The organism is Pseudahrensia aquimaris, assembly GCF_042676045.1.
GTDB classification, from domain to species: domain Bacteria; phylum Pseudomonadota; class Alphaproteobacteria; order Rhizobiales; family Rhizobiaceae; genus Pseudahrensia; species Pseudahrensia aquimaris.
The window spans coordinates 163,264-181,772 of sequence record NZ_JBHTJV010000002.1 but is presented as its reverse complement, the minus strand read 5'-3'; the positions used below and the strand labels follow the sequence as shown (position 1 = coordinate 181,772).

The following is an 18,509-nucleotide window of genomic DNA, read 5'->3' as shown; positions in this document are numbered from 1 at the left end:
AATGTCGAATTCAGGCACGCTAAGCCAATGGTGAGCGGTCATTGAAGATCTAACAACTGACGCAAGTTTCCCGACAAAGAGGCAAAACCCATGAAAATACTCGTCCCCGTCAAGCGGGTGGTGGATTACAACGTGAAAATCCGTGTCAAAGCGGACGGTTCCGGCGTGGAACTGCAAAACGTGAAAATGTCCATGAACCCATTCGATGAAATCGCAATGGAAGAGGCGTTGCGTCTCAAAGAAGCTGGCAAGGCGGAAGAAGTAATCGCCGTCTCGATCGGCCCGGACAAAGCCCAAGAGACACTTCGCACGGCGCTGGCCATGGGTGCGGACCGCGCCATTTTGGTCAAACACGATGACCTCATTGAGCCATTGTCTGTCGCTAAAATCCTCAAAGGCATAGTCGACGAAGAGGCTCCACAGCTTGTTATTCTCGGCAAACAGGCCATTGATGACGATGCCAACCAGACCGGGCAAATGCTTTCCGCATTGCTGGGCTGGGCGCAGGCAACCTTCGCTTCCAAGTTGGAAGTGAACGGCGACAGCGCAACCGTTACCCGCGAAGTTGATGGCGGCTTGCAGACAATCGAAAGCAAAATGCCGCTAATCGTGACCACCGACCTTCGCCTCAACGAGCCACGCTACGCATCGCTGCCCAACATCATGAAGGCGAAAAAGAAGCCGCTCGATGAAAAAACGCCTGCAGACTACGGCGTCGATATGGCCCCGCGTCTCACCGTGGTCACCACCGCCGAGCCGGAAGCCCGCAAAGCAGGCGTCATAGTCTCCGATGTGGCCGAACTGGTCGACAAACTCAAAAACGAAGCCGGCGTGCTGTAAGGAACAAAATCATGGCTATTCTACTTCTCGCAGAACACGATAATTCATCCCTCTCCGATCAGACCAATAAGGCGCTAACCGCTGCCAGCCAAATCGGTGGCGACGTGCACGTGCTGGTCGCAGGCAAGGGCTGCCAAGCTGCAGCCGACGAAGCGGCCAAGCTGGCGGGTGTTTCCAAAGTGCTGATGGCTGATGCACCGCACATGGAAAACCTCGTGGCCGAGCCAACGGCTGATCTCATCGTTTCGCTCGCTGGCGGCTACGATGTGCTGATCGCGCCGGCTACAACGAACGGCAAGAACATCATGCCCCGCGTCGCAGCCCTGCTCGACGTGATGCAGATTTCTGAAATAACCGCTGTTCACGGCGCCGATACTTTCGAGCGCCCAATCTATGCGGGTAACGCGATCCAGACTGTGAAATCGAGCGATGCCAAAAAGGTCATCACCGTTCGCACGGCCGGTTTTGCAGCCGCCGAAGCCGGTGGCTCTGCCTCCGTCGAGAGCGTATCAGCTCCTGCCGATTCTGGCCTGTCGACCTTCAAGAGCGCAGCTCTTTCCGATAGCGCACGTCCAGAGCTCACCTCCGCCAAGATCATCATCTCAGGCGGCCGTGCGCTCGGCTCTTCCGAAAAGTTCGAAGCAGTCATCCTGCCGGTGGCCGACAAGCTCGGCGCAGCAGTTGGCGCATCTCGCGCAGCGGTAGACGCTGGCTATGCACCCAACGACTGGCAAGTTGGCCAAACAGGCAAGGTGGTCGCTCCAGACTTATACATCGCAGCGGGCATTTCCGGCGCGATCCAGCACTTGGCAGGGATGAAAGATTCCAAAATCATCGTCGCCATCAACAAAGACGAAGAAGCCCCGATCTTCCAAGTCGCAGACTACGGCCTCGTTGCTGACCTCTTCGACGTGCTGCCGGAGTTTGAAAAGGCTCTCTAATCATGAGCGAGGCCGCCGACTTCCAAATAGAGATCGGCGGCCTCAGCGATGATCGCGTAATAGCGCTGCTTCAAGCCCATCTGGAATTGATGCGCTCGCAGTCTCCGCCAGAAAGCACACATGCGCTGGACATTGACGGTTTACGTCGACCAAACATCACCTTTTGGACAGCGAAACTAGATGGTGAACCCGTCGGCTGCATTGCTTTGAAGGCGTTGGATGCAACCCATGGCGAGATAAAGTCGATGCACACGGCCCAAGCAGCACGAAGCAAAGGCATAGCCCAAGCAATGTTGGCCCACCTGGAGGCCGTTGCTCGCGACCAAGGAATGCACCGGCTCAGTTTGGAAACAGGAGCGCCCGATGGTTTTGCGCCAGCCCGCGCACTTTACCAGCGAGCCGGATATGAAATCTGCGGACCATTTGGAAACTACGCAGAAGATCCGTTCAGCGTATTTATGACCAAAAGCCTTATGTAAATCACACGGGAAACAAGACCATGACCCTTAACAAGATCGCCATTATCGGAGCAGGTCAGATGGGCTCTGGAATTGCCCATGTTTGCGCTTTGGCCGGTATGGACGTGTTGCTCTATGATATCGAAAAAAGCCGAATTGAATCCGGTTTGGCGACCATTGCAGGCAACTTGGCGCGCCAAGTCTCGTCGGAAAAAATCACAGAAGATGACCGCGCGGCGGCGCTCAAGCGAATCTCTGCGGCCGAAACACTGGAAGCGCTCGGCGATGCTGATCTGGTGATTGAGGCTGCGACCGAGAACGAGGCTGTAAAAAAGGAAATTCTCAAACAGCTTTGCCCCGTCATGCGCAAGGACGCCATTCTTGCCACCAACACATCATCAATCTCCATCACGCGGCTGGCGACGATCACCGACAGGCCCGAAAAATTCATCGGCATTCATTTCATGAACCCGGTACCGGTGATGCAATTGGTTGAGCTTGTGCGCGGCATCGCCACTGACGCGGACACCTTCAATGCAGCCCAAGAATTCTGCGACCGTCTTGGCAAAGAAACCGCCGTCTCCGAAGACTTCCCCGCCTTCATCGTCAACCGCATTTTGATCCCGATGATCAATGAAGCGATTTACACGCTCTACGAAGGGGTTGGCTCAGTCGCCGCAATCGACAAAGCCATGAAGCTCGGCGCAAACCACCCGATGGGGCCGCTGCAACTTGCCGATTTCATCGGCCTGGATACCTGTCTCGCCATCATGCAAGTGCTGCACGAAGGCTTGTCCGACACGAAATATCGCCCCTGCCCGCTGCTGGTAAAATATGTCGAAGCAGGATGGCTCGGTCGCAAAACCGGCAAGGGCTTTTACGATTATTCCGGCGAAGAACCTGTACCAACCCGCTGACCATGCAAAAGATCGGCTTAGGCGGTGGCTGCCACTGGTGCACGGAAGCGGTGTTCCAGCCCCTGCGTGGCGTGGAGAGCGTCGAACAAGGCTTCATCGCCTCCACCGCGCCCGACGATACTTTCTCGGAAGCTGTGATTGTGACCTTCGATCCAGATGCAATCAGTCTTTCCGATTTGATCGCTGTTCACCTCGCCACCCACGCCAGCACGTCCAACCATTCGATGCGCGGCAAATACCGTAGTGCAGTTTATGTGTTTAGCGATGCCCAGATGGAACAAGCGCAATCAGAACTGGACGAACACTCGCGTAAAACTGGCGCAGCTTTCGTGACCAGTATTCTGCCGTTCGCTCAATTCAAGCCATCAGCGCAGAAGTTCCAAAATTACTACAAGACCGATCCCGAAAGACCGTTCTGCAAAGCCTATATCGACCCAAAGCTGGCAAAGCTCAGATCAAACTACGCCGATCTTCTCAAAAACGAGATCACTCGTAGCTGACCAATTCGAACTCAATTCCGTCCGGCCCATCAAAATAAAAGCGCCGACCCGGCTCATAATCGGCGTGCAAACGGGTTGAATATCCAGCGGCCTTCACACGTCCTTCCATTGCGTCAAGATCATCTACGATCAACCCCACATGGTTCATGGCGGCGCCGGTCTCATAGTCTCGTTCCTGCTGGCGCTTCACGCCGTTACCCGGCGAATAAACTGCAAGATAGTCGTCGTCGGTGCCGACGTGGCAAGTGTAACCGATGCCATTCATTGCAGAGCCTTCCCACCTGATTTTCCAGTCGAACAAATCGCAAAGCGCTGCAGCGGTTGCCCGTGAGTCGTTCACCGTAATGTTGATGTGTTCCAGCCTTGCTGCGGTCATTGGGTATTTCCTTCACTTGATTTTGCATCGTTGAACCATCACCGTAATCCCTCAAGTTAACTTGAGGTCAAGGCCCGCGATGCAAAAGAATCTGCCGCGATATCATCAGCTCACCATTGGTCAGATTGCAGCTCGAACAGGGTTGGCGGTTTCCGCAATACGCTTCTATGAAGAGCGCGGCTTGATCGTTGCCGGACGGAATTCTGGTGGTCAGCGCCGTTTCGCGCGTGCCGACATTCGCCGCCTGTCATTCATCATGATTGCACAGCAAATGGGATTTTCTCTTGAGCATATTAAAAAGGCGCTCGCGCCAATTCCGCTTCATAAGGCGCCAACGAAATCACAGTGGAACAAACTCGCCCGAAACTTCCGCACCGATCTTGACGAGCGAATCGAAGCCCTTACTCGACTGCGCGACAAGCTAGAGGGATGCATCGGATGCGGCTGCCTCTCGCTCGATACCTGCGCACTCTACAACCCAGACGATACCGCAGCAAAGCGTGGCCCTGGACCAAGGCTAATCATCGACAAATAGTCGTTACATGGCCGCGCGAACCAGCCGTTTTGCATCCTCACCTGCCCACAGCGCGGGGCCGTTCAACACACCCAAAACGCACCCCTCGCCGTCAATCAATAGCGTTGCAGGCAAACCAAACGCCAGGCTCGCCTGTTTGAGGGTGAAAAGGGTATCGACCGTGCCGTCGTGATAAAACCCCAGCGTGTCCAAGCCGATTTCATTATAGAAATCCTTGGGCTTTTGCGGCTCTCCTTGATCAACACTTACTGCCACCACTTCAAAACTGTCCCCGCCAAGCTCTGCGTCAAGCGCCTGAAGGTCCGGCATTTCCTTGCGGCACGGCGCACACCACGTTGCCCAGAGGTTCATCAAAACCGTCCGCCCGGACCAATCATCGATTCCGCGCGTAGTCCCATCACCATCTTTGAAAGAAATCGCGGGCAGTTTTGTCGGCTTCTCAGACACATTGAATGCTGCCACTTCACCCACCGATGCAGCCGTCAGTTTGGTGCGTAAATCATCTGAAATCACACACTCGGCTGCGGCTGTCTCCATCTCCTCCTCCGGTTTGCCATCACCGCTGAAAAAAGCGTATAGCCCACCGGCAAGCGCGAGGCAGGCGACACCGACGATGACGGGCAAAAGCAGACCGTTGGACTTGGCAGATTGGCTCATGAAAACCTCGCGAAAACTTCAAACTGGATGGCAACAATGGCCGGTGGCGAAAACAAGATGTGGGGCGGACGCTTTTCCGCTGGACCCGACGCAATCATGGAAGAAATCAACGCCAGCATTGGCTTTGACCGCAAGCTATATGCCCAAGATATTGCCGGTTCACGCGCACACGCTGCGATGTTGCACAAACAGGGCATTTTGTCAGCGGACGATCATGTCGCAATCGATCAAGGATTGGTGACCATTCTTGGCGAGATTGAAGCCGACACCTTTGTCTTCTCTCGGGCGCTTGAAGACATTCACATGAACATCGAAAGCCGCCTGCGTGAGTTGATTGGCCCCGCCGCCGGTCGCCTCCACACGGCAAGGTCGCGCAACGATCAGGTCGCGCTTGATTTCCGACTGTGGGTGCGCGATCAGTGCGATGCAATCGCCGCGCAAATTGAGACGCTCATCAAAACGTTTCTCACCCGCGCTGAAGAACACGCCGATACAGTCATGCCCGGCTTCACCCACCTCCAGACGGCTCAACCCGTCACGTTTGGACACCACTGCCTCGCCTATGTGGAGATGCTTGCCCGCGACCATTCCCGCCTAAAGGATGCCCGCGAGCGGATGAACGAAAACCCGCTTGGCGCTGCCGCCCTGGCAGGCACCGGCTTCGATATCGACCGCCACGCCACCAGCACCGCCCTTGGCTTTCGTGAACCGACGCGAAATTCCCTCGACACCGTGGCCGACCGCGACTTTGCGCTGGAATTCCTCGCATGTGCCTCCATCTGCGCTACACATCTTTCCCGATTGGCAGAAGAGATCGTCATCTGGTCGACACCCCAATTCAATTTCGTTCGCTTGTCCGACAAATTCTCCACTGGCTCATCCATCATGCCGCAAAAGAAAAACCCGGACGCCGCCGAACTCGTCCGTGCCAAGGTGGCCCGCATCAACGGCTCGCTCGTCTCGCTGCTGACGGTGATGAAAGGCCTGCCGCTGACCTATTCGAAGGACATGCAGGAAGACAAAGAGGTTGTCTTCGACGCGGCTGAAACGCTGGAACTCGCACTCGCCGCCATGAACGGCATGATTGCCGATATGACGATCAACAAAGACGCCATGCGCGCGGCTGCCGGTTCAGGGTTTTCCACAGCGACAGACCTCGCCGACTGGCTGGTGCGTGAAGCCGGAATGCCCTTCCGCGATGCCCACCACATCACTGGCAGCGCCGTAGCGATGGCAGAGAAGCAAGGCTGCGATCTGGCTGAACTCTCGCTGGAAGACATGCAGTCTATCGACGCCGCAATCACAAATGATGTTTTCAACGTGCTGACGGTTGACGCAAGCGTTGCCAGCCGCACCAGCTTCGGCGGCACCGCGCCAGAAAACGTGCGCAAGCAAATCGTCTATTGGAAAGAGCGCCTAGGCTAGGCTTTCGCAGCGACAGCCTCCACTTCGACAAGCAATCCATCACTCGCTAAACTCACGCTGCCTAGAAAAGTCGCTGCTGGCTTGTGCGAGCCCATATAGCGGTCCCTGATCTCGCGATACGCCGCCACACATTCCGGCCCGTGAGGCACCGCGAACACAGTGATCTTTACCAGATCAGAAACATCCATCCCGTCCGCTTTCAATACATCGATGAGATTGTCGAAACACTGCTCCAACTGCGCTTCAAACCCGTCGCGCACAGTGCCATCTGCGCTTGCTCCCACCTGCCCCGAAATATGAAGCCATCGCGCACCTGCAGGCACCGAAGCACCTTGGGAATAGTTGGAGGCTGGTGCTGCCATGCCGTCGGGATTGAAGGTTCTGATCATGCGGAGTTTCCCTTAAATGTCGCGGTTTTCATCCAGCACCATGCGGATGCGTTGCAGTTCGGGCAACAAGTCCACCACCCGTTCCCAGTCAATTTTCTCGCCCAATGCAACAATAGAGGGGGCAAGCAATCCAATCGCCTCTTGCTGGAAAGCGCGACCTTCGTCAGTGATAAAAACGACTTTGCTTCGCCCGTCCGTTTCATGCGGCGCTAAGCGAACCAAACCGCGCTGCGAAAGCTTGGAAAGTGTGTTGGTCATTGTCCCTTTGGATACCTGAAACGCGCTTGCCAAAGCCAGCGGCGTCTTGCCATCGCCCAGACGAACCAAATGATTGAGCACAGAAAAATGGGAAACATGCAGCCCATCAGGAAGGCGCTTGTTGAACAACGCTGCGCTCAATTGCTGGATGATTCCCACTTCGTTGAAGAATTGAAAAACCTGTTTTCCGGTTTCGTCCAAACTAGACCCCTGTGATTTTCGCCTCCAACGGCCAACGGGGGCTTGGGGGAACGGACGCAGCGTAGCCCAATCGCGCCAACATTTGAACGGTGCCACCCTGCGGTGCCAACAGTTTGTGTGTTTGAGCGTAGAGATCAGCCATTTCGGGATACTCTTGAAGCGCTTGGCTTAACGGCTGTGTCGCAACGCCCTCAGCCGTCGCTGTCAGATTGAGCCTCACCCAGTCTCGACCCGCCGCGATCTGGTCAAGCCGCGTATTGCCCCGCGTAACCGACCACACATGCCCCATAGCGGTGTCAGCGTTGGCCAGCACCGCCTCGAACCCGGCCTGGAATGCCTGCGACGACGCATCGAGAGCGGCCTCGCGTGTCATCAATCCAGCGGAGTGAAGCACTTCAAACATTGGGCCGGAAAAATCGATGCCATCCGGGTTGGCCTCTACCTCTGCCTTGCCTATGCGAAACAGATCAACGCTTTCCTTAAAGGCGCGCGGTGTTTCGGTTTCAATCACGAGCGCATCATGGGTGATGCGCCGTATCCGCTTGATGCTCTCCGGCTCAACACTCGCTATCGAGCTTGTCCCCCACTTTGCGGCAGCAACAATGCGCTGCGCAGCTTCGTTGGGCACAGGACGAGTCATATCGTATGGCTCCTTCAGAGACCGACGGTCTAAGACATGAGCAAAGAGGGGGTCGCGCGCGACTGTATCGTCTTTAGTAAACCTTGCTACAGCGACAGGCCGACCGTCCAAAACCTCGGCACTTTCACCTTCAGGAAACAAATCCAGATCAACACGGAAGCCCTGCTCCGCCGCCGCCATCGTCATGACTTCCAGAAAACAACCAAGACCAATCGTGATCTGACGGTTCAGCGGGTCTGTATGCGGCAACATCTTGTTCTTATCGACCGTTAAAACCACAGTATCGGCTTGCGATAGATCAACCAGCCACGGCTGACGGTTGTGCGGGTTTGGCGCGAGAATAGCGAAGGACAGCGCCCGTTTGCGTGGCTCGGAGTACAGCGAGCCGGCTTGCGCCCATGGTTCCAAGGCTTTGGTTGGGACCCGAAGAGCGACGGCGCCAACTGTGCCCCCCGCAGCCAAGATCGTGCCACCACCAACCAAAGCGAGAAATTTACGTCTGTTCATGACAATCATCCTTATAGTTCTATATCAAACTATATTAGTTTGATGTAGAACTATTGTCAATCGCCTCTTGCCGCAGGCCAAACCTCTGACCAAGCCTCTGGCCAATCGCCAAAAACATGATACATAGGCTGCATTCTGATTGTGAACGGCACCGAGCTTAACCCATGACAAGCCGAACCGCCCTTGTTGCAACTCTTGTGGCAGCGCTAATGCTGACCGCATGTGGGCGCCGTGGTGACCCGTTGACGCCGCATGAGTCTGCCGTCAAGCAGGCTAAAGAAAACGAGCAACCAGCACCCGAAAAACCAGAAAATAACCGTCCATTCATCCTCGACGGCCTGCTGCAATAGCCCGAACCACCGCGCTCAACCTCAAGAAAATCCGATGAATCATTTCGACTACCGCGACGGCATTTTGCATGCCGAAAACGTGAGCTTGCCTGACATAGCAGCAGCCGTTGGCACGCCCTTCTACTGCTATTCCACGGCCACGCTAGAGCGCCACTATCAGGTTTTTGCCAAAGCCTTTGACGATGTGCCCTCGCTTGTGTGTTACGCGATGAAAGCAAATTCAAATCAAGCCGTTCTGAAAACTCTAGCCCGCCTCGGCTCAGGCGCTGACGTGGTTTCAGAGGGCGAATTGCGCCGTGCCATTGCTGCCGGAATTCCGCCGAAAAAGATCGTCTTCTCCGGCGTTGGCAAAACCGCCCGTGAAATCGACTACGCACTAGAAGCGGACATTCTGTGCTTCAACGTGGAATCTGAGCCTGAACTGGAAATGCTGTCCGCCCGCGCTATGGCAATGGGCAAGACTGCCCACGTTTCATTTCGCATCAATCCAGACGTTGATGCAAAAACCCACGCAAAAATCTCGACCGGCAAAAAGGAAGACAAATTCGGCATTCCGTGGAAAGACGCCACCCGCGTCTACGCCCGAGCTGCTGAACTCGGGGGTGTTAAGGTAACCGGAATCGACATGCATATCGGTTCGCAGATCATCGAATTGGCACCCTTTGACGACGCCTTTTCTCGCCTCACAGATCTCGTTGCCGCCCTGCGCAGCGAAGGCCACACAATCGACCATGTGGATGTGGGCGGCGGCTTGGGCATTCCCTATCACGAAGACAACAATCCACCACCAAACCCGGACGACTATGCAGCCGTTGTGAAAAAACACGTTCGCGATCTTGACGCGATGGTGATGTTCGAACCGGGGCGCCTGATTGCGGGTAATGCCGGAATTTTCGTCACGGAAGTAATTTATGTGAAAGAAGGCCAGGATCGCTTTTTCGTTATCATCGATGGCGCGATGAACGACCTGATCCGCCCGACGCTCTACGACGCGCATCACGAAGTACGCATGGTATCAGCAACAAAAGGCTCCAACGCGCCTCGCATAACTGCTGATATCGTAGGGCCGGTTTGCGAATCTGGTGATTATCTGGCCAAGGCACGCGAAATCCCCATGCCTCAGGCGGGCGATTTGTTAGCTTTTGGCTCCGCAGGTGCATACGGCGCGGTGCAGGCAGGAACTTACAACACGCGTCTTCTGGTGCCCGAAGTACTGGTCAACGGCGACGAATTCCACGTCATCCGCCCCCGTACGTCATACGAAGAGCTGATCGGCCTCGATTCCATACCCGAATGGCTGGCTGATTAATCTCAAAGACCCCTTCTGCGGCATAGTTTCCTGTCGGCGATCACATTCTCGCCAACGCCTCGCCAACGCCTTTTTTGATGATATGCTAAGGAGTTGAAGCGGCGTGCCCCGCCCTTCCGAAAGAGCTAGGAGGGTTGCGTCTTGCGTGATGATACCGAAACCGTTCGGACCACCGAGAAAAAACTGAAGAGCGCCCGCTCACGTGCAGCTTTTGCGCTCGCGTGGGAACGATTTTGGCCACTGATTCTGCCCTCCCTCGGTATTGTGTCGACCTTCCTCATCATCTCTTGGTTCGGTCTGTGGCCGATGATGCCCGACTGGCTGCGTCTTTCAGTGCTAACCGTTCTCGTTGCGGGTCTCATTCTAACCCTGCCTCGCCTGCGTCATTTCCGCTGGCCCAACGAACAAACGGTGACGAACCGTATCGAGCAGATCTCCCGTTTCCAACACCGCCCCGTAACTGCGCAATCCGATGCACGTGCCGACATGGGCAACACCAACGATCCATTCGCGAAGGCTCTGTGGGAAGAACACCGCAAGCGCATGGCAGCTGGCTTGGACAAAGCCCGCTCCGGCTTGCCCGCTCCCGATGTGGCACGCCGAGACCCTCTCGCCCTGCGCTCGATCTTCGTGCTGGGCTTGTTCGTAGCTTTCTTTGCAGGCCGCGCAGATTTGGGCGGCAACATCACCGCTGCTTTCAAAAGCCATGAGGCAGTCGCCACTAACACCGCCCGCATCGACGCCTGGATCAGACCCCCTGCCTACACCAATCGTCCCCCGGTTTTTCTCAGCCGCTCCAACAATGCCAATCAAGCACCGCTGGCAACGTCGCCCAGAGTGCCTGAGGGTTCGCAACTCGTTTTACGTGCGCTGCAATTGGATAACCCCCGCCTGACTTTGCTGACCGCTGAAGGTGAAGTTGAAATCGCGCCGGTCGTTCCCGAAACCAACGAAGGGATCGAGACCGTTGAAAACACAGACGCCAAACCTGTCGCCACGTCCAACGGCGCAGTGAACTTCAGCCAAAAATTAGTGGAACCTGGAACACTTATTCTCCGCGACGGTTCCTCCGAACAAGCACGATGGGAATTCTCGATTATTCCTGACGAAAGCCCAACAATCACATTCGCAAGCGACCCCGTTCCCTCTGATCGTGGCGCGTTGGAATTCACCTATGAAATGCAAGATGATTACGGCATCGCCTCCGCTTCAGCCGAGGTTGAGAGCCTGGTTGAGCGCAACCTCGATGCACGCCCGTTGATCGAAGCGCCAGAAGTTGTGCTCACCGTGCCGGGCCGCCGCAAAGGCGCCGTGACGGGAAAGACAAGCAAGGACTTCTCCGCCCATCCGTGGGCCGGATCGCAGGTCCGCATCACGCTTGAGGCAACCGACGACGCCGAGCAAACCGCCAAGAGCGCCTCGCGCGATCTCGAATTGCCTGGCCGCATTTTCGTCAAGCCACTCGCCAAAGCGATCGTCTACGAACGCCGTCGCTTGGCGCTCGACGCCAACGCCCAACGCGATGTGGCCGACATGCTGAACGCTATTACAACAACACACCCGGATATTTTTATCCCGAACTTGTCTCACTACACGGCCCTGCGTGTTGCCTACCGCCACATCAAACGGGCCGAGAATGATGATGGCTTGCGCGAAGGCTTGGACCTTTTGTGGGAAATCGCGATTGCCATTGAAGACGGCACTCTCAGCCAAGCACAGCGAAATTTGCGCGACGCGCAAGAGCGGCTGTCGGAAGCGCTGGAACGCGGCGCATCAGACGAGGAGATTTCACGCCTCATGGACGAGTTGCGCCAAGCGATGAACGAATTCATGCAGGAACTGGCCGAACAGGCCCGCAAAAACCCGCAGAACAATCAGGCTTTCCAGCAAAACGAAAACATGCAGACGCTGCGCCAGCAAGATCTTGACCGGATGATGCAACAGATCGAAGACTTGGCGAAATCCGGTTCCCAAGACGCCGCACGAGAATTGCTTCGCCAGCTTCAGCAGATGATGAACAATCTGCAGATGGCCCAACCCGGCCAGCAACAGCAGCAAGACCCGTTTTCCCAGCAAATGAACGAACTGTCAGACATAATGCGCCAGCAGCAAAATCTGATGGATCAGACATTCGACATGCGACGCCGTCAGCAGCAGCAGCAGGGTCAACAAGGCCAGCAACAGCAACAGGGCCAGCAGCAGCAACAAGGTCAACAGGGCCAGCAAGGCGAGCAGCAACAAGGCCAGCAGGGCCAGCAACCAATGACAGCGGAGGAATTCGCTGAAGCCATGCGCCAGTTGCAGGAACAGCAAGGTGAACTGCAACAACGCCTTGAGCAGATGCAGCAAGCGATGCGCGATATGGGCATGGACCCCGGAGAAAGCATGGGCGAAGCCGGTGAAGCCATGGGCGAAGCCGAGGGCAATCTTGGCGAAGGGCAAACGGGTGAAGCAACGGGCAACCAAGGCCGCGCCCTTCAAGCAATGCGCAACGGCGCGCAGCAAATGATGCAGAACATGCAAAACCAAGCTGGTGAACAAGGCCGCAGCGGCGAGCGTGGTATGCACGGTGAACAAACCCGTTCGGACGCAGACCCACTAGGCCGACAAAGCCGCTCCCGCGGCCCTCAACTGGGTGACGACACGAAAGTGCCAGGCGAAATTGACGCCCAGCGCGCCCGCGAAATCCTGGAAGCCATTCGTCGTCGTCTCGGCGAAACCGCACGGCCAAAGCTGGAACTGGATTACCTGGATCGCCTTCTGCCGACACGTTAGACAACAGCTTATCCCACCTGTACCAAGCCCCGACGACAGGCAAAAGTGAACGCTAACGACTGGATGTCTGACTAATCTGCAACCACCAAGCGGTAGCCGCAGTCTTTTTCTTTGCATTCGAGCAGCGCTGCATAGCGCTCACCCCAAGCACCGCTCTTCAAATCTGCCTCCAACCGAGCAAGCCCCTCGCTCACATCACCGATCTTCCAAAAAGAAGACATTGATCGCCGCACGCGCTTGTCGAGATAAGCCGATGGGCGACGCCAATAGCCTGCGAGAAAGCCATCACTGCAATCATGGGGTATTGGCACAGGTGAAATCTCAACTTCACCAAGCCATTCACCATACCGCTGTAACGGCGGCATCTGGTCCTCGTCCAGCGTCACCAGCGAGGGGAAATAATCGTACAGCCAAAAATCACGAAACGCAGGATCGTAAGTCAAAAAGACAATCGGGCCCCGCGTCACCCGCCGCATTTCTTCTACACCACGGCGTTGGTCCACCCAGTGGTGGATCGTCAACACAGCCATCGCACCATCAAACGTCTTATCATCGAACGGAAGATGCTCAGCGCTCGCTTGCACTAACACCGCATCAGACGTCCCACGTTGCGCAATCATTTCGGCAGAGGGCTCCACGGCGGTGATTTGCCGCCCGGCAGGCTCATACGACCCGGCTCCCGCTCCTACATTCAGCACGGTGCGGACATCACCCAGCGCCCGTTCAATCAGCGCAGCAATACGACCATCCGGCTTGCGCAATTCTGCATAGTTCAGCCCGATCGTATCGTAGAGCGTCTTCACGCCTTGAACTGTTCGCGCAGAACAAATTTCTGGATCTTTCCGGTCGAGGTTTTCGGCAGCTCTTGAAACACCACCGTCTTCGGCATTTTAAAGCCAGCCAGATGATTCCGACAGAAAGCCAAAACGTCGTCCTCGCTTATCGAAGAGCCAGGCCGCACTTCCAAAAATGCACAAGGCGTCTCGCCCCATTTCTCGTCTGGCTTAGCCACAACAGCTGCGGCCAGCACATCAGGGTGCTTGTAGAGAACACCTTCAATCTCCACCGACGAGATGTTTTCACCACCGGAAATAATAATGTCTTTCGAGCGGTCCTTGATTTGCACATAGCCATCCGCATGGCGCACCGCGAGATCGCCAGAATGAAAATAGCCACCAGCAAAAGCGGCATCCGTCGCTTCTGGCGCATTGAGATAGCCCTTCATCACCACGTTGCCACGGATCATGATTTCGCCGATTGTCTCGCCATCGGCAGGCACCGGTTCCATCGTTTCCGGGTCCATTACTTGAATGTCTTCTGTCACCGAAAAGCCTACGCCCTGACGCGACTTCTTCGCCGCAACCGCGTCTGCATCAAGATCGTTCCAATCTTCCTGCCAAGCACATTCAACCACATGGCCGTAAGTCTCCGTCAGGCCGTAAACATGCGTCAATCGAAAGCCCATCGCTTCAATGGCATGCAGAACGGATGGTGGCGGTGGCGCGGCGGCGGTGTAGACATTGATCGGCCAATCAAAAGGCCGCCGCTCTTCCGCGCTCGCGTTGATCAACATGGACAGAACAATCGGCGCACCGCCAAAATGCGTAACCTTGTGCTCCTCAATCGCCGCAAACAAATTTTTGGCCGTGATGTTGCGAACCAGCACGCTCATACCGCCATTGGCCGCCAAAGCCCAGGCGTGGCCCCAGCCGTTGCAATGAAACAGTGGCACCACGTACATGTGAACGGGAAACCCGTTCGGGTCTGGCGCGGAAAACGGCCATGACGCAATCGTGCCCATAGCGATCAGATACGCGCCGCGATGATGCACCACCACACCCTTGGGGTCGCTCGTCGTGCCGGACGTATAGTTCAGCGAAATCGCGTCCCACTCATCGCCCGGCAGGCTCCAGTCGAAATCCGCCGAACCGGCACTAAGGAATTCTTCGAACTCCATCTCCCCAAGCCGTTCGCCCGACGCTTCGTCCGTCTCGGTGTCATCAATGTCGATCACCAGCAGATCGTCCCGCCCCAGATCGGCCAGCGCTTTCTTCACCTCCGGCGCGAAGCGGGTGTCCGTTATCAGAACTTTGGCGTTGCCGTGATTCAGGATGTATTTAATGGTCGCCGCATCGAGGCGGATGTTTATGGGGTTTAGAACAGCCCCCAGCATCGGCACACCGAAATGCGCATCAAAGATTGCGGGAATATTCGGTGCGATAATCGCCACAGTGTCGTTCTTGCCGATGCCCTGCGCCGCTAGCGCGGAAGCCAATCGGCTTGCCCGCTCATACACTTCGCCCCATGTGCGCCGGATGCTGCCGTAAGCATAAGCTGGCCGGTGCGGATAGACTGTTTTGGCCCGCGTGAAGAAAGAAAGTGGCGACAGCGGCGTGAAGTTCGCCAGATTGCGATCAAGATGGGTATCATAGGGCGAGCGATCCATTATCGGCACTCCAGAAATTCGATCAGGAGCCTTTCAATAGCCAGTCCCCAGCCGCACTCCAAGAGGTTTTACAATCCGCTGCCATCTCCAAGGCTAACGTCGCGCGTGGCCGAACGGATGGAGACAGAGAACCCGGCCATCACATCCACCAAAGCCATCAGGGTCAAAATGAAGAACGTGGAACTAGCTGCACTCGGCACCAGCAGGAAGAGAACGATGTAAAGGATCAAGACGACCGTGGACAGCAGATGGTCAATGATCGACAGCCGCCCGATTCGGGTGGCCTTTAGGATTTCAAGAAACAAAAAGAACAAGCCGATAACGATCATCAAATCGCTCATCGTCATCGACCAGATCACGCCCGACACCATTTGAATGGAAAAGACCTCGGCGCGCCATCCGGGAATGCCTTCCACACCGACCCCGAACACCAGCACATTGTAGACGATCAGCGGAATGGCCATCAGGGGGAAGGTGGAAATCATGATACGTTCGCTTGATCTGGGGCTGGTTCGGCCCGAACCATGGCAAAGCAATCGCGGCATATCAAACGAAAAGGGCCGGTTCGTGAGAACCGGCCCTTTCGAAATGTATATCGTACAGCTCGCGTTTACACGGAATCTTTCGGCTCCAGAATCTGGCGTCCACGATACATGCCTGTTTTCAGGTCGATGTGATGCGGACGGCGCAGTTCGCCAGAATTTTTGTCTTCGACATAGGTCGGGTTTTTCAGCGCATCGGTCGAACGGCGGTGGCCGCGCTTCATGCGTGTGATTTTACTTTTGGGGACAGCCATTGTCTTGCTCCGTCAAATGCGTCTTGGTTCGTGCCGCCTTCAACCATCACGCAAGAAGCGCAACGCCGATTTTCATCAAACCGGCAGGCAAGCCATCGATCCTGTAAGGATTTCGCTGGTGATATACCCCAAATGCGAAAGAACGCAAGGCTTTTTGACTCGTTTGATGAGCAGTGTGCCGCACCCGTCACCGCAAGCAGCCAATATAAGCGCCAGAAGCCCGTGCGCGACGTTCCACCAGCCTCGCAAGCCGGTTCATGCCCCTGCTTGGCTTTCGCGGATTGCGCAGTTTTGGATTGGGCAATGTGACGGCCAGCAGAGCTGCCTGACGACGCGAAAGCCGTTTGGCGCTGCGGCTGAAATGATGTTGCGCCGCCGCTTCGATGCCGTAGATCCCCGGCCCCCACTCCGCAATGTTGAGGTAGACTTCCATCACCCGTTTCTTGCCCCAAACGAAATCAACCATCATCGCCAACGGCACTTCCAGCACTTTGCGAATGTAGGAACGGCTGGACCACAAATAGAGGTTTTTCACCGTCTGCATGGAAATCGTGCTGGCCCCACGCACCTTTTCGCCCTCCAGCACATCATCAAGAACCAGATTAACCTGCGCCCAATCCACCCCATCGTGGGCGCAAAACTGGCCATCCTCCGACATCATCACCGATTGCCAAAGGACGGGTGAAATGTCTTCGAATGCAACCCAGTCGCGCCGCACGGGCTCACCTGACACCCGCTCCGCCAACATGAGAGTGGACACCGGCCGCACTCCAGTGGGCTTGTAGATGAGCGTCAGAAACACAGGAATGGCGATGAGAATGGCCGCAACAATCGCCAACCGCTTGATCGCCCACCATAGCCACCCACGAACGCCAGACGGGCGGCGCAACAATTTGACCGCACGCTTGTTGTCACCGGGCAAAACCGATACGGGCGGCGGCGCCTTTTTGGCTTTAGCCTTCGGCTTGGGCGATTTCGCGCCCTTGGCGCTTCGCTTTGCTTGGCTCTTTTTCGCAGGAGCTTTCGCCACGCCGCCATCATTCCTTATCTATTTGACAAGTGTCATAGCCAGCACGCTCAAACGGGGCAATGACGCAAGCTACATATCGCGCCGATTGGTTGACGCATCTGTCCCGGCAGGCCATTTCAGGGGCAGCAAAATCGATGGATCGACAGACCCGATGAAATCCACATTCGAGACCGAACTCAAGCGCTGCGCGACAGCTGTGGAAGCCCATCTGCAGAACGTACTGACCGACCAATCACAGGCTGGCGAAACCGTACGCCCGCCCCGCCTTATGGCAGCTATGCGCCACGGTGTGCTGAACGGCGGCAAGCGTGTGCGGCCCTTTCTGGTTTTGCAATCCGCAGCTCTCTTCAACGTGCCCGAAAAGCAAGCAATGGCAACCGCCTGCGCTTTGGAATGCCTGCACTGCTATTCGCTGGTTCACGACGATCTGCCGGCAATGGACGACGATGATCTGCGCCGTGGCGAGCCAACCGTCCACATTGCCTACGATGACGCCACCGCCATTCTTGCGGGGGATGCACTGCTCACTCTAGCCTTCGACATGGTTGCGGGCGACACGCATATCGACGATCATCAAACCGCCCGTGATCTTCTTTCTCTGCTGGCCAAAGCCTCTGGCCTCGGCGGCATGATCGGCGGGCAGATGCTCGATATAGCGGCAGAAAGCGAAACGCCAAACGAAGCCGATATCCGGCAATTACAAGCCATGAAAACCGGCGCGCTCATCCGTTATGCCTGCGAAGCGGGGGCCGTGCTGGGAAAAGCAACAGCGCAAGACCGCCAACGCCTGCGCCGTTATGGTGAAGTGATAGGTTCGGCCTTCCAACTGGCAGATGATTTGCTGGACGTCACAGCAGACACACAAACCATGGGCAAGGCTACCGGCAAAGACGCTGACCGCGGCAAGGGAACGCTGATCGGCATCCACGGGATTGATGCGGTCCGCGCCATGCTGGCGCAACAAGTGGCAGAAGCTCAAAGCCTGCTGGAACCGTTCGGCAGTAAAGGTGAGATACTTCGCGAAACCGCTGGTTTCATCGCAAATCGCAACAATTGATGACAGGTAAGCCACGCCTTGCTAGGCTGTCTAAAAGACTGGACACTTGCCGCCGCGCCCTGCGCCAAAAGGCAAGAATGAAGAGAGCAAACCAAACGTGAC

The 18,509-nt window shown here is 56.1% G+C and carries 21 protein-coding genes; 11 read left to right on the top strand and 10 right to left on the bottom strand.

The window, feature by feature from the left end; genetic code table 11:
• Window positions 1-90: 90 nt before the first annotated feature.
• The 5 genes from ACFQ14_RS00765 to ACFQ14_RS00745 are packed head-to-tail and all read left to right on the top strand — an operon-like array spanning window position 91 to window position 3,656.
• Window positions 91-840 carry an electron transfer flavoprotein subunit beta/FixA family protein gene (locus ACFQ14_RS00765; protein WP_377210786.1) on the top strand — a complete coding sequence of 250 codons (750 nt, stop codon included), beginning with the start codon at window positions 91-93 and terminating at the stop codon, window positions 838-840.
• 11 nt (window positions 841-851) lie between these two features.
• Window positions 852-1,781: an electron transfer flavoprotein subunit alpha/FixB family protein gene (locus ACFQ14_RS00760; RefSeq protein ID WP_377210785.1), complete on the top strand. Its 930-nt coding sequence runs from the start codon at window positions 852-854 to the stop codon at window positions 1,779-1,781.
• A gap of 2 nt (window positions 1,782-1,783) precedes the next feature.
• On the top strand, window positions 1,784-2,260 hold the full coding sequence (locus tag ACFQ14_RS00755) for a GNAT family N-acetyltransferase (RefSeq protein WP_377210784.1): 477 nt from the start codon (window positions 1,784-1,786) through the stop codon (window positions 2,258-2,260).
• 20 nt (window positions 2,261-2,280) lie between these two features.
• The gene (locus ACFQ14_RS00750) at window positions 2,281-3,156 is read left to right on the top strand and encodes a 3-hydroxybutyryl-CoA dehydrogenase (protein ID WP_377210783.1); all 876 of its coding nucleotides are present in this window, start codon (window positions 2,281-2,283) and stop codon (window positions 3,154-3,156) included.
• Window positions 3,157-3,158: 2 nt separating this feature from the next.
• Entirely contained in the window at window positions 3,159-3,656 is a 498-nt protein-coding gene (locus ACFQ14_RS00745; protein ID WP_377210782.1) for a peptide-methionine (S)-S-oxide reductase, read from the top strand.
• Here ACFQ14_RS00745 and ACFQ14_RS00740 read toward each other — a convergent pair.
• Complete coding sequence (locus tag ACFQ14_RS00740; protein ID WP_377210781.1) at window positions 3,643-4,032, bottom strand: VOC family protein; 390 nt, start codon at window positions 4,030-4,032, stop codon at window positions 3,643-3,645. The genes ACFQ14_RS00745 and ACFQ14_RS00740 overlap by 14 nt on opposite strands.
• 79 nt (window positions 4,033-4,111) lie before the next feature.
• Here ACFQ14_RS00740 and soxR point away from each other — a divergent pair, with 79 nt between their 5' ends.
• Entirely contained in the window at window positions 4,112-4,567 is a 456-nt protein-coding gene (soxR, locus tag ACFQ14_RS00735) for a redox-sensitive transcriptional activator SoxR (protein ID WP_377210780.1), read from the top strand.
• A 3-nt stretch (window positions 4,568-4,570) separates the two neighbouring features.
• Here the strand turns inward: soxR and tlpA are convergent, their stop codons facing one another.
• Complete coding sequence (gene tlpA, locus ACFQ14_RS00730; protein ID WP_377210779.1) at window positions 4,571-5,224, bottom strand: thiol:disulfide interchange protein TlpA; 654 nt, start codon at window positions 5,222-5,224, stop codon at window positions 4,571-4,573.
• A 27-nt stretch (window positions 5,225-5,251) separates the two neighbouring features.
• Between tlpA and argH the strand changes: the two genes are divergently transcribed.
• Complete coding sequence (argH, locus tag ACFQ14_RS00725) at window positions 5,252-6,649, top strand: argininosuccinate lyase (protein WP_377211325.1); 1,398 nt, start codon at window positions 5,252-5,254, stop codon at window positions 6,647-6,649.
• Here the strand turns inward: argH and ACFQ14_RS00720 are convergent.
• From ACFQ14_RS00720 to ACFQ14_RS00710, 3 genes are read right to left on the bottom strand one after another with little or no spacing between them, the layout of a single operon-like run.
• Entirely contained in the window at window positions 6,646-7,038 is a 393-nt protein-coding gene (locus tag ACFQ14_RS00720) for a RidA family protein (protein WP_377210778.1), read from the bottom strand. The genes argH and ACFQ14_RS00720 overlap by 4 nt on opposite strands.
• A gap of 12 nt (window positions 7,039-7,050) precedes the next feature.
• A complete protein-coding gene (locus ACFQ14_RS00715) occupies window positions 7,051-7,497 on the bottom strand; it encodes a MarR family winged helix-turn-helix transcriptional regulator (RefSeq protein WP_377210777.1) in 447 nt (148 codons plus the stop codon).
• A gap of 1 nt (window position 7,498) precedes the next feature.
• Window positions 7,499-8,644, bottom strand: a complete 1,146-nt coding sequence (locus ACFQ14_RS00710; RefSeq protein WP_377210776.1) for an Acg family FMN-binding oxidoreductase — start codon at window positions 8,642-8,644, stop codon at window positions 7,499-7,501.
• 164 nt (window positions 8,645-8,808) lie between these two features.
• On the opposite strand from ACFQ14_RS00710, the gene lptM reads away from it, so the two are divergent.
• The 3 genes from lptM to ACFQ14_RS00695 all read left to right on the top strand — a co-directional run bounded on the left by lptM (window position 8,809) and on the right by ACFQ14_RS00695 (window position 13,078).
• Window positions 8,809-8,994: an LPS translocon maturation chaperone LptM gene (lptM, locus tag ACFQ14_RS00705; RefSeq protein ID WP_377210775.1), complete on the top strand. Its 186-nt coding sequence runs from the start codon at window positions 8,809-8,811 to the stop codon at window positions 8,992-8,994.
• Between the two features lie 34 nt (window positions 8,995-9,028).
• The gene (lysA, locus tag ACFQ14_RS00700) at window positions 9,029-10,303 is read left to right on the top strand and encodes a diaminopimelate decarboxylase (RefSeq protein ID WP_377210774.1); all 1,275 of its coding nucleotides are present in this window, start codon (window positions 9,029-9,031) and stop codon (window positions 10,301-10,303) included.
• Window positions 10,304-10,444: 141 nt separating this feature from the next.
• Window positions 10,445-13,078 (top strand): TIGR02302 family protein, encoded by a 2,634-nt coding sequence (locus ACFQ14_RS00695; RefSeq protein WP_377210773.1) that lies wholly within the window; start codon window positions 10,445-10,447, stop codon window positions 13,076-13,078.
• Window positions 13,079-13,149: 71 nt separating this feature from the next.
• Here the strand turns inward: ACFQ14_RS00695 and ACFQ14_RS00690 are convergent, their stop codons facing one another.
• From ACFQ14_RS00690 to mtgA, 5 genes are all read right to left on the bottom strand, one after another.
• Window positions 13,150-13,881: a class I SAM-dependent methyltransferase gene (locus tag ACFQ14_RS00690; RefSeq protein WP_377210772.1), complete on the bottom strand. Its 732-nt coding sequence runs from the start codon at window positions 13,879-13,881 to the stop codon at window positions 13,150-13,152.
• Window positions 13,878-15,524: an AMP-binding protein gene (locus ACFQ14_RS00685; protein WP_377210771.1), complete on the bottom strand. Its 1,647-nt coding sequence runs from the start codon at window positions 15,522-15,524 to the stop codon at window positions 13,878-13,880. Before ACFQ14_RS00685 ends, ACFQ14_RS00690 begins: the two co-directional genes overlap by 4 nt.
• A gap of 68 nt (window positions 15,525-15,592) precedes the next feature.
• Window positions 15,593-16,009: a hypothetical protein gene (locus ACFQ14_RS00680; protein WP_377210770.1), complete on the bottom strand. Its 417-nt coding sequence runs from the start codon at window positions 16,007-16,009 to the stop codon at window positions 15,593-15,595.
• A gap of 125 nt (window positions 16,010-16,134) precedes the next feature.
• Window positions 16,135-16,320 carry a 50S ribosomal protein L32 gene (gene rpmF / locus ACFQ14_RS00675; protein ID WP_377210769.1) on the bottom strand — a complete coding sequence of 62 codons (186 nt, stop codon included), beginning with the start codon at window positions 16,318-16,320 and terminating at the stop codon, window positions 16,135-16,137.
• A gap of 187 nt (window positions 16,321-16,507) precedes the next feature.
• Window positions 16,508-17,212, bottom strand: a complete 705-nt coding sequence (mtgA, locus tag ACFQ14_RS00670) for a monofunctional biosynthetic peptidoglycan transglycosylase (RefSeq protein ID WP_377211324.1) — start codon at window positions 17,210-17,212, stop codon at window positions 16,508-16,510.
• Window positions 17,213-17,501: 289 nt separating this feature from the next.
• On the opposite strand from mtgA, the gene ACFQ14_RS00665 reads away from it, so the two are divergent.
• Entirely contained in the window at window positions 17,502-18,407 is a 906-nt protein-coding gene (locus ACFQ14_RS00665; protein ID WP_377210768.1) for a polyprenyl synthetase family protein, read from the top strand.
• Window positions 18,408-18,509 lie beyond the last annotated feature (102 nt).

What these genes read in the sequence shown, in the direction of transcription:
- ACFQ14_RS00755 (WP_377210784.1), top strand. Translation starts at nt 1,784, where the DNA reads ATGAGCGAGGCCGCCGACTTCCAAATAGAGATCGGCGGCCTCAGCGAT.
- ACFQ14_RS00680 (WP_377210770.1), bottom strand. Translation starts at nt 16,009, where the DNA reads ATGATTTCCACCTTCCCCCTGATGGCCATTCCGCTGATCGTCTACAAT.
- argH (WP_377211325.1), top strand. Translation starts at nt 5,252, where the DNA reads ATGGCAACAATGGCCGGTGGCGAAAACAAGATGTGGGGCGGACGCTTT.
- ACFQ14_RS00740 (WP_377210781.1), bottom strand. Translation starts at nt 4,032, where the DNA reads ATGACCGCAGCAAGGCTGGAACACATCAACATTACGGTGAACGACTCA.
- tlpA (WP_377210779.1), bottom strand. Translation starts at nt 5,224, where the DNA reads ATGAGCCAATCTGCCAAGTCCAACGGTCTGCTTTTGCCCGTCATCGTC.
- rpmF (WP_377210769.1), bottom strand. Translation starts at nt 16,320, where the DNA reads ATGGCTGTCCCCAAAAGTAAAATCACACGCATGAAGCGCGGCCACCGC.
- ACFQ14_RS00760 (WP_377210785.1), top strand. Translation starts at nt 852, where the DNA reads ATGGCTATTCTACTTCTCGCAGAACACGATAATTCATCCCTCTCCGAT.
- ACFQ14_RS00665 (WP_377210768.1), top strand. Translation starts at nt 17,502, where the DNA reads ATGAAATCCACATTCGAGACCGAACTCAAGCGCTGCGCGACAGCTGTG.
- lptM (WP_377210775.1), top strand. Translation starts at nt 8,809, where the DNA reads ATGACAAGCCGAACCGCCCTTGTTGCAACTCTTGTGGCAGCGCTAATG.
- ACFQ14_RS00685 (WP_377210771.1), bottom strand. Translation starts at nt 15,524, where the DNA reads ATGGATCGCTCGCCCTATGATACCCATCTTGATCGCAATCTGGCGAAC.
- ACFQ14_RS00710 (WP_377210776.1), bottom strand. Translation starts at nt 8,644, where the DNA reads ATGAACAGACGTAAATTTCTCGCTTTGGTTGGTGGTGGCACGATCTTG.
- ACFQ14_RS00745 (WP_377210782.1), top strand. Translation starts at nt 3,159, where the DNA reads ATGCAAAAGATCGGCTTAGGCGGTGGCTGCCACTGGTGCACGGAAGCG.
- ACFQ14_RS00750 (WP_377210783.1), top strand. Translation starts at nt 2,281, where the DNA reads ATGACCCTTAACAAGATCGCCATTATCGGAGCAGGTCAGATGGGCTCT.
- soxR (WP_377210780.1), top strand. Translation starts at nt 4,112, where the DNA reads ATGCAAAAGAATCTGCCGCGATATCATCAGCTCACCATTGGTCAGATT.
- lysA (WP_377210774.1), top strand. Translation starts at nt 9,029, where the DNA reads ATGAATCATTTCGACTACCGCGACGGCATTTTGCATGCCGAAAACGTG.
- ACFQ14_RS00765 (WP_377210786.1), top strand. Translation starts at nt 91, where the DNA reads ATGAAAATACTCGTCCCCGTCAAGCGGGTGGTGGATTACAACGTGAAA.
- ACFQ14_RS00720 (WP_377210778.1), bottom strand. Translation starts at nt 7,038, where the DNA reads ATGATCAGAACCTTCAATCCCGACGGCATGGCAGCACCAGCCTCCAAC.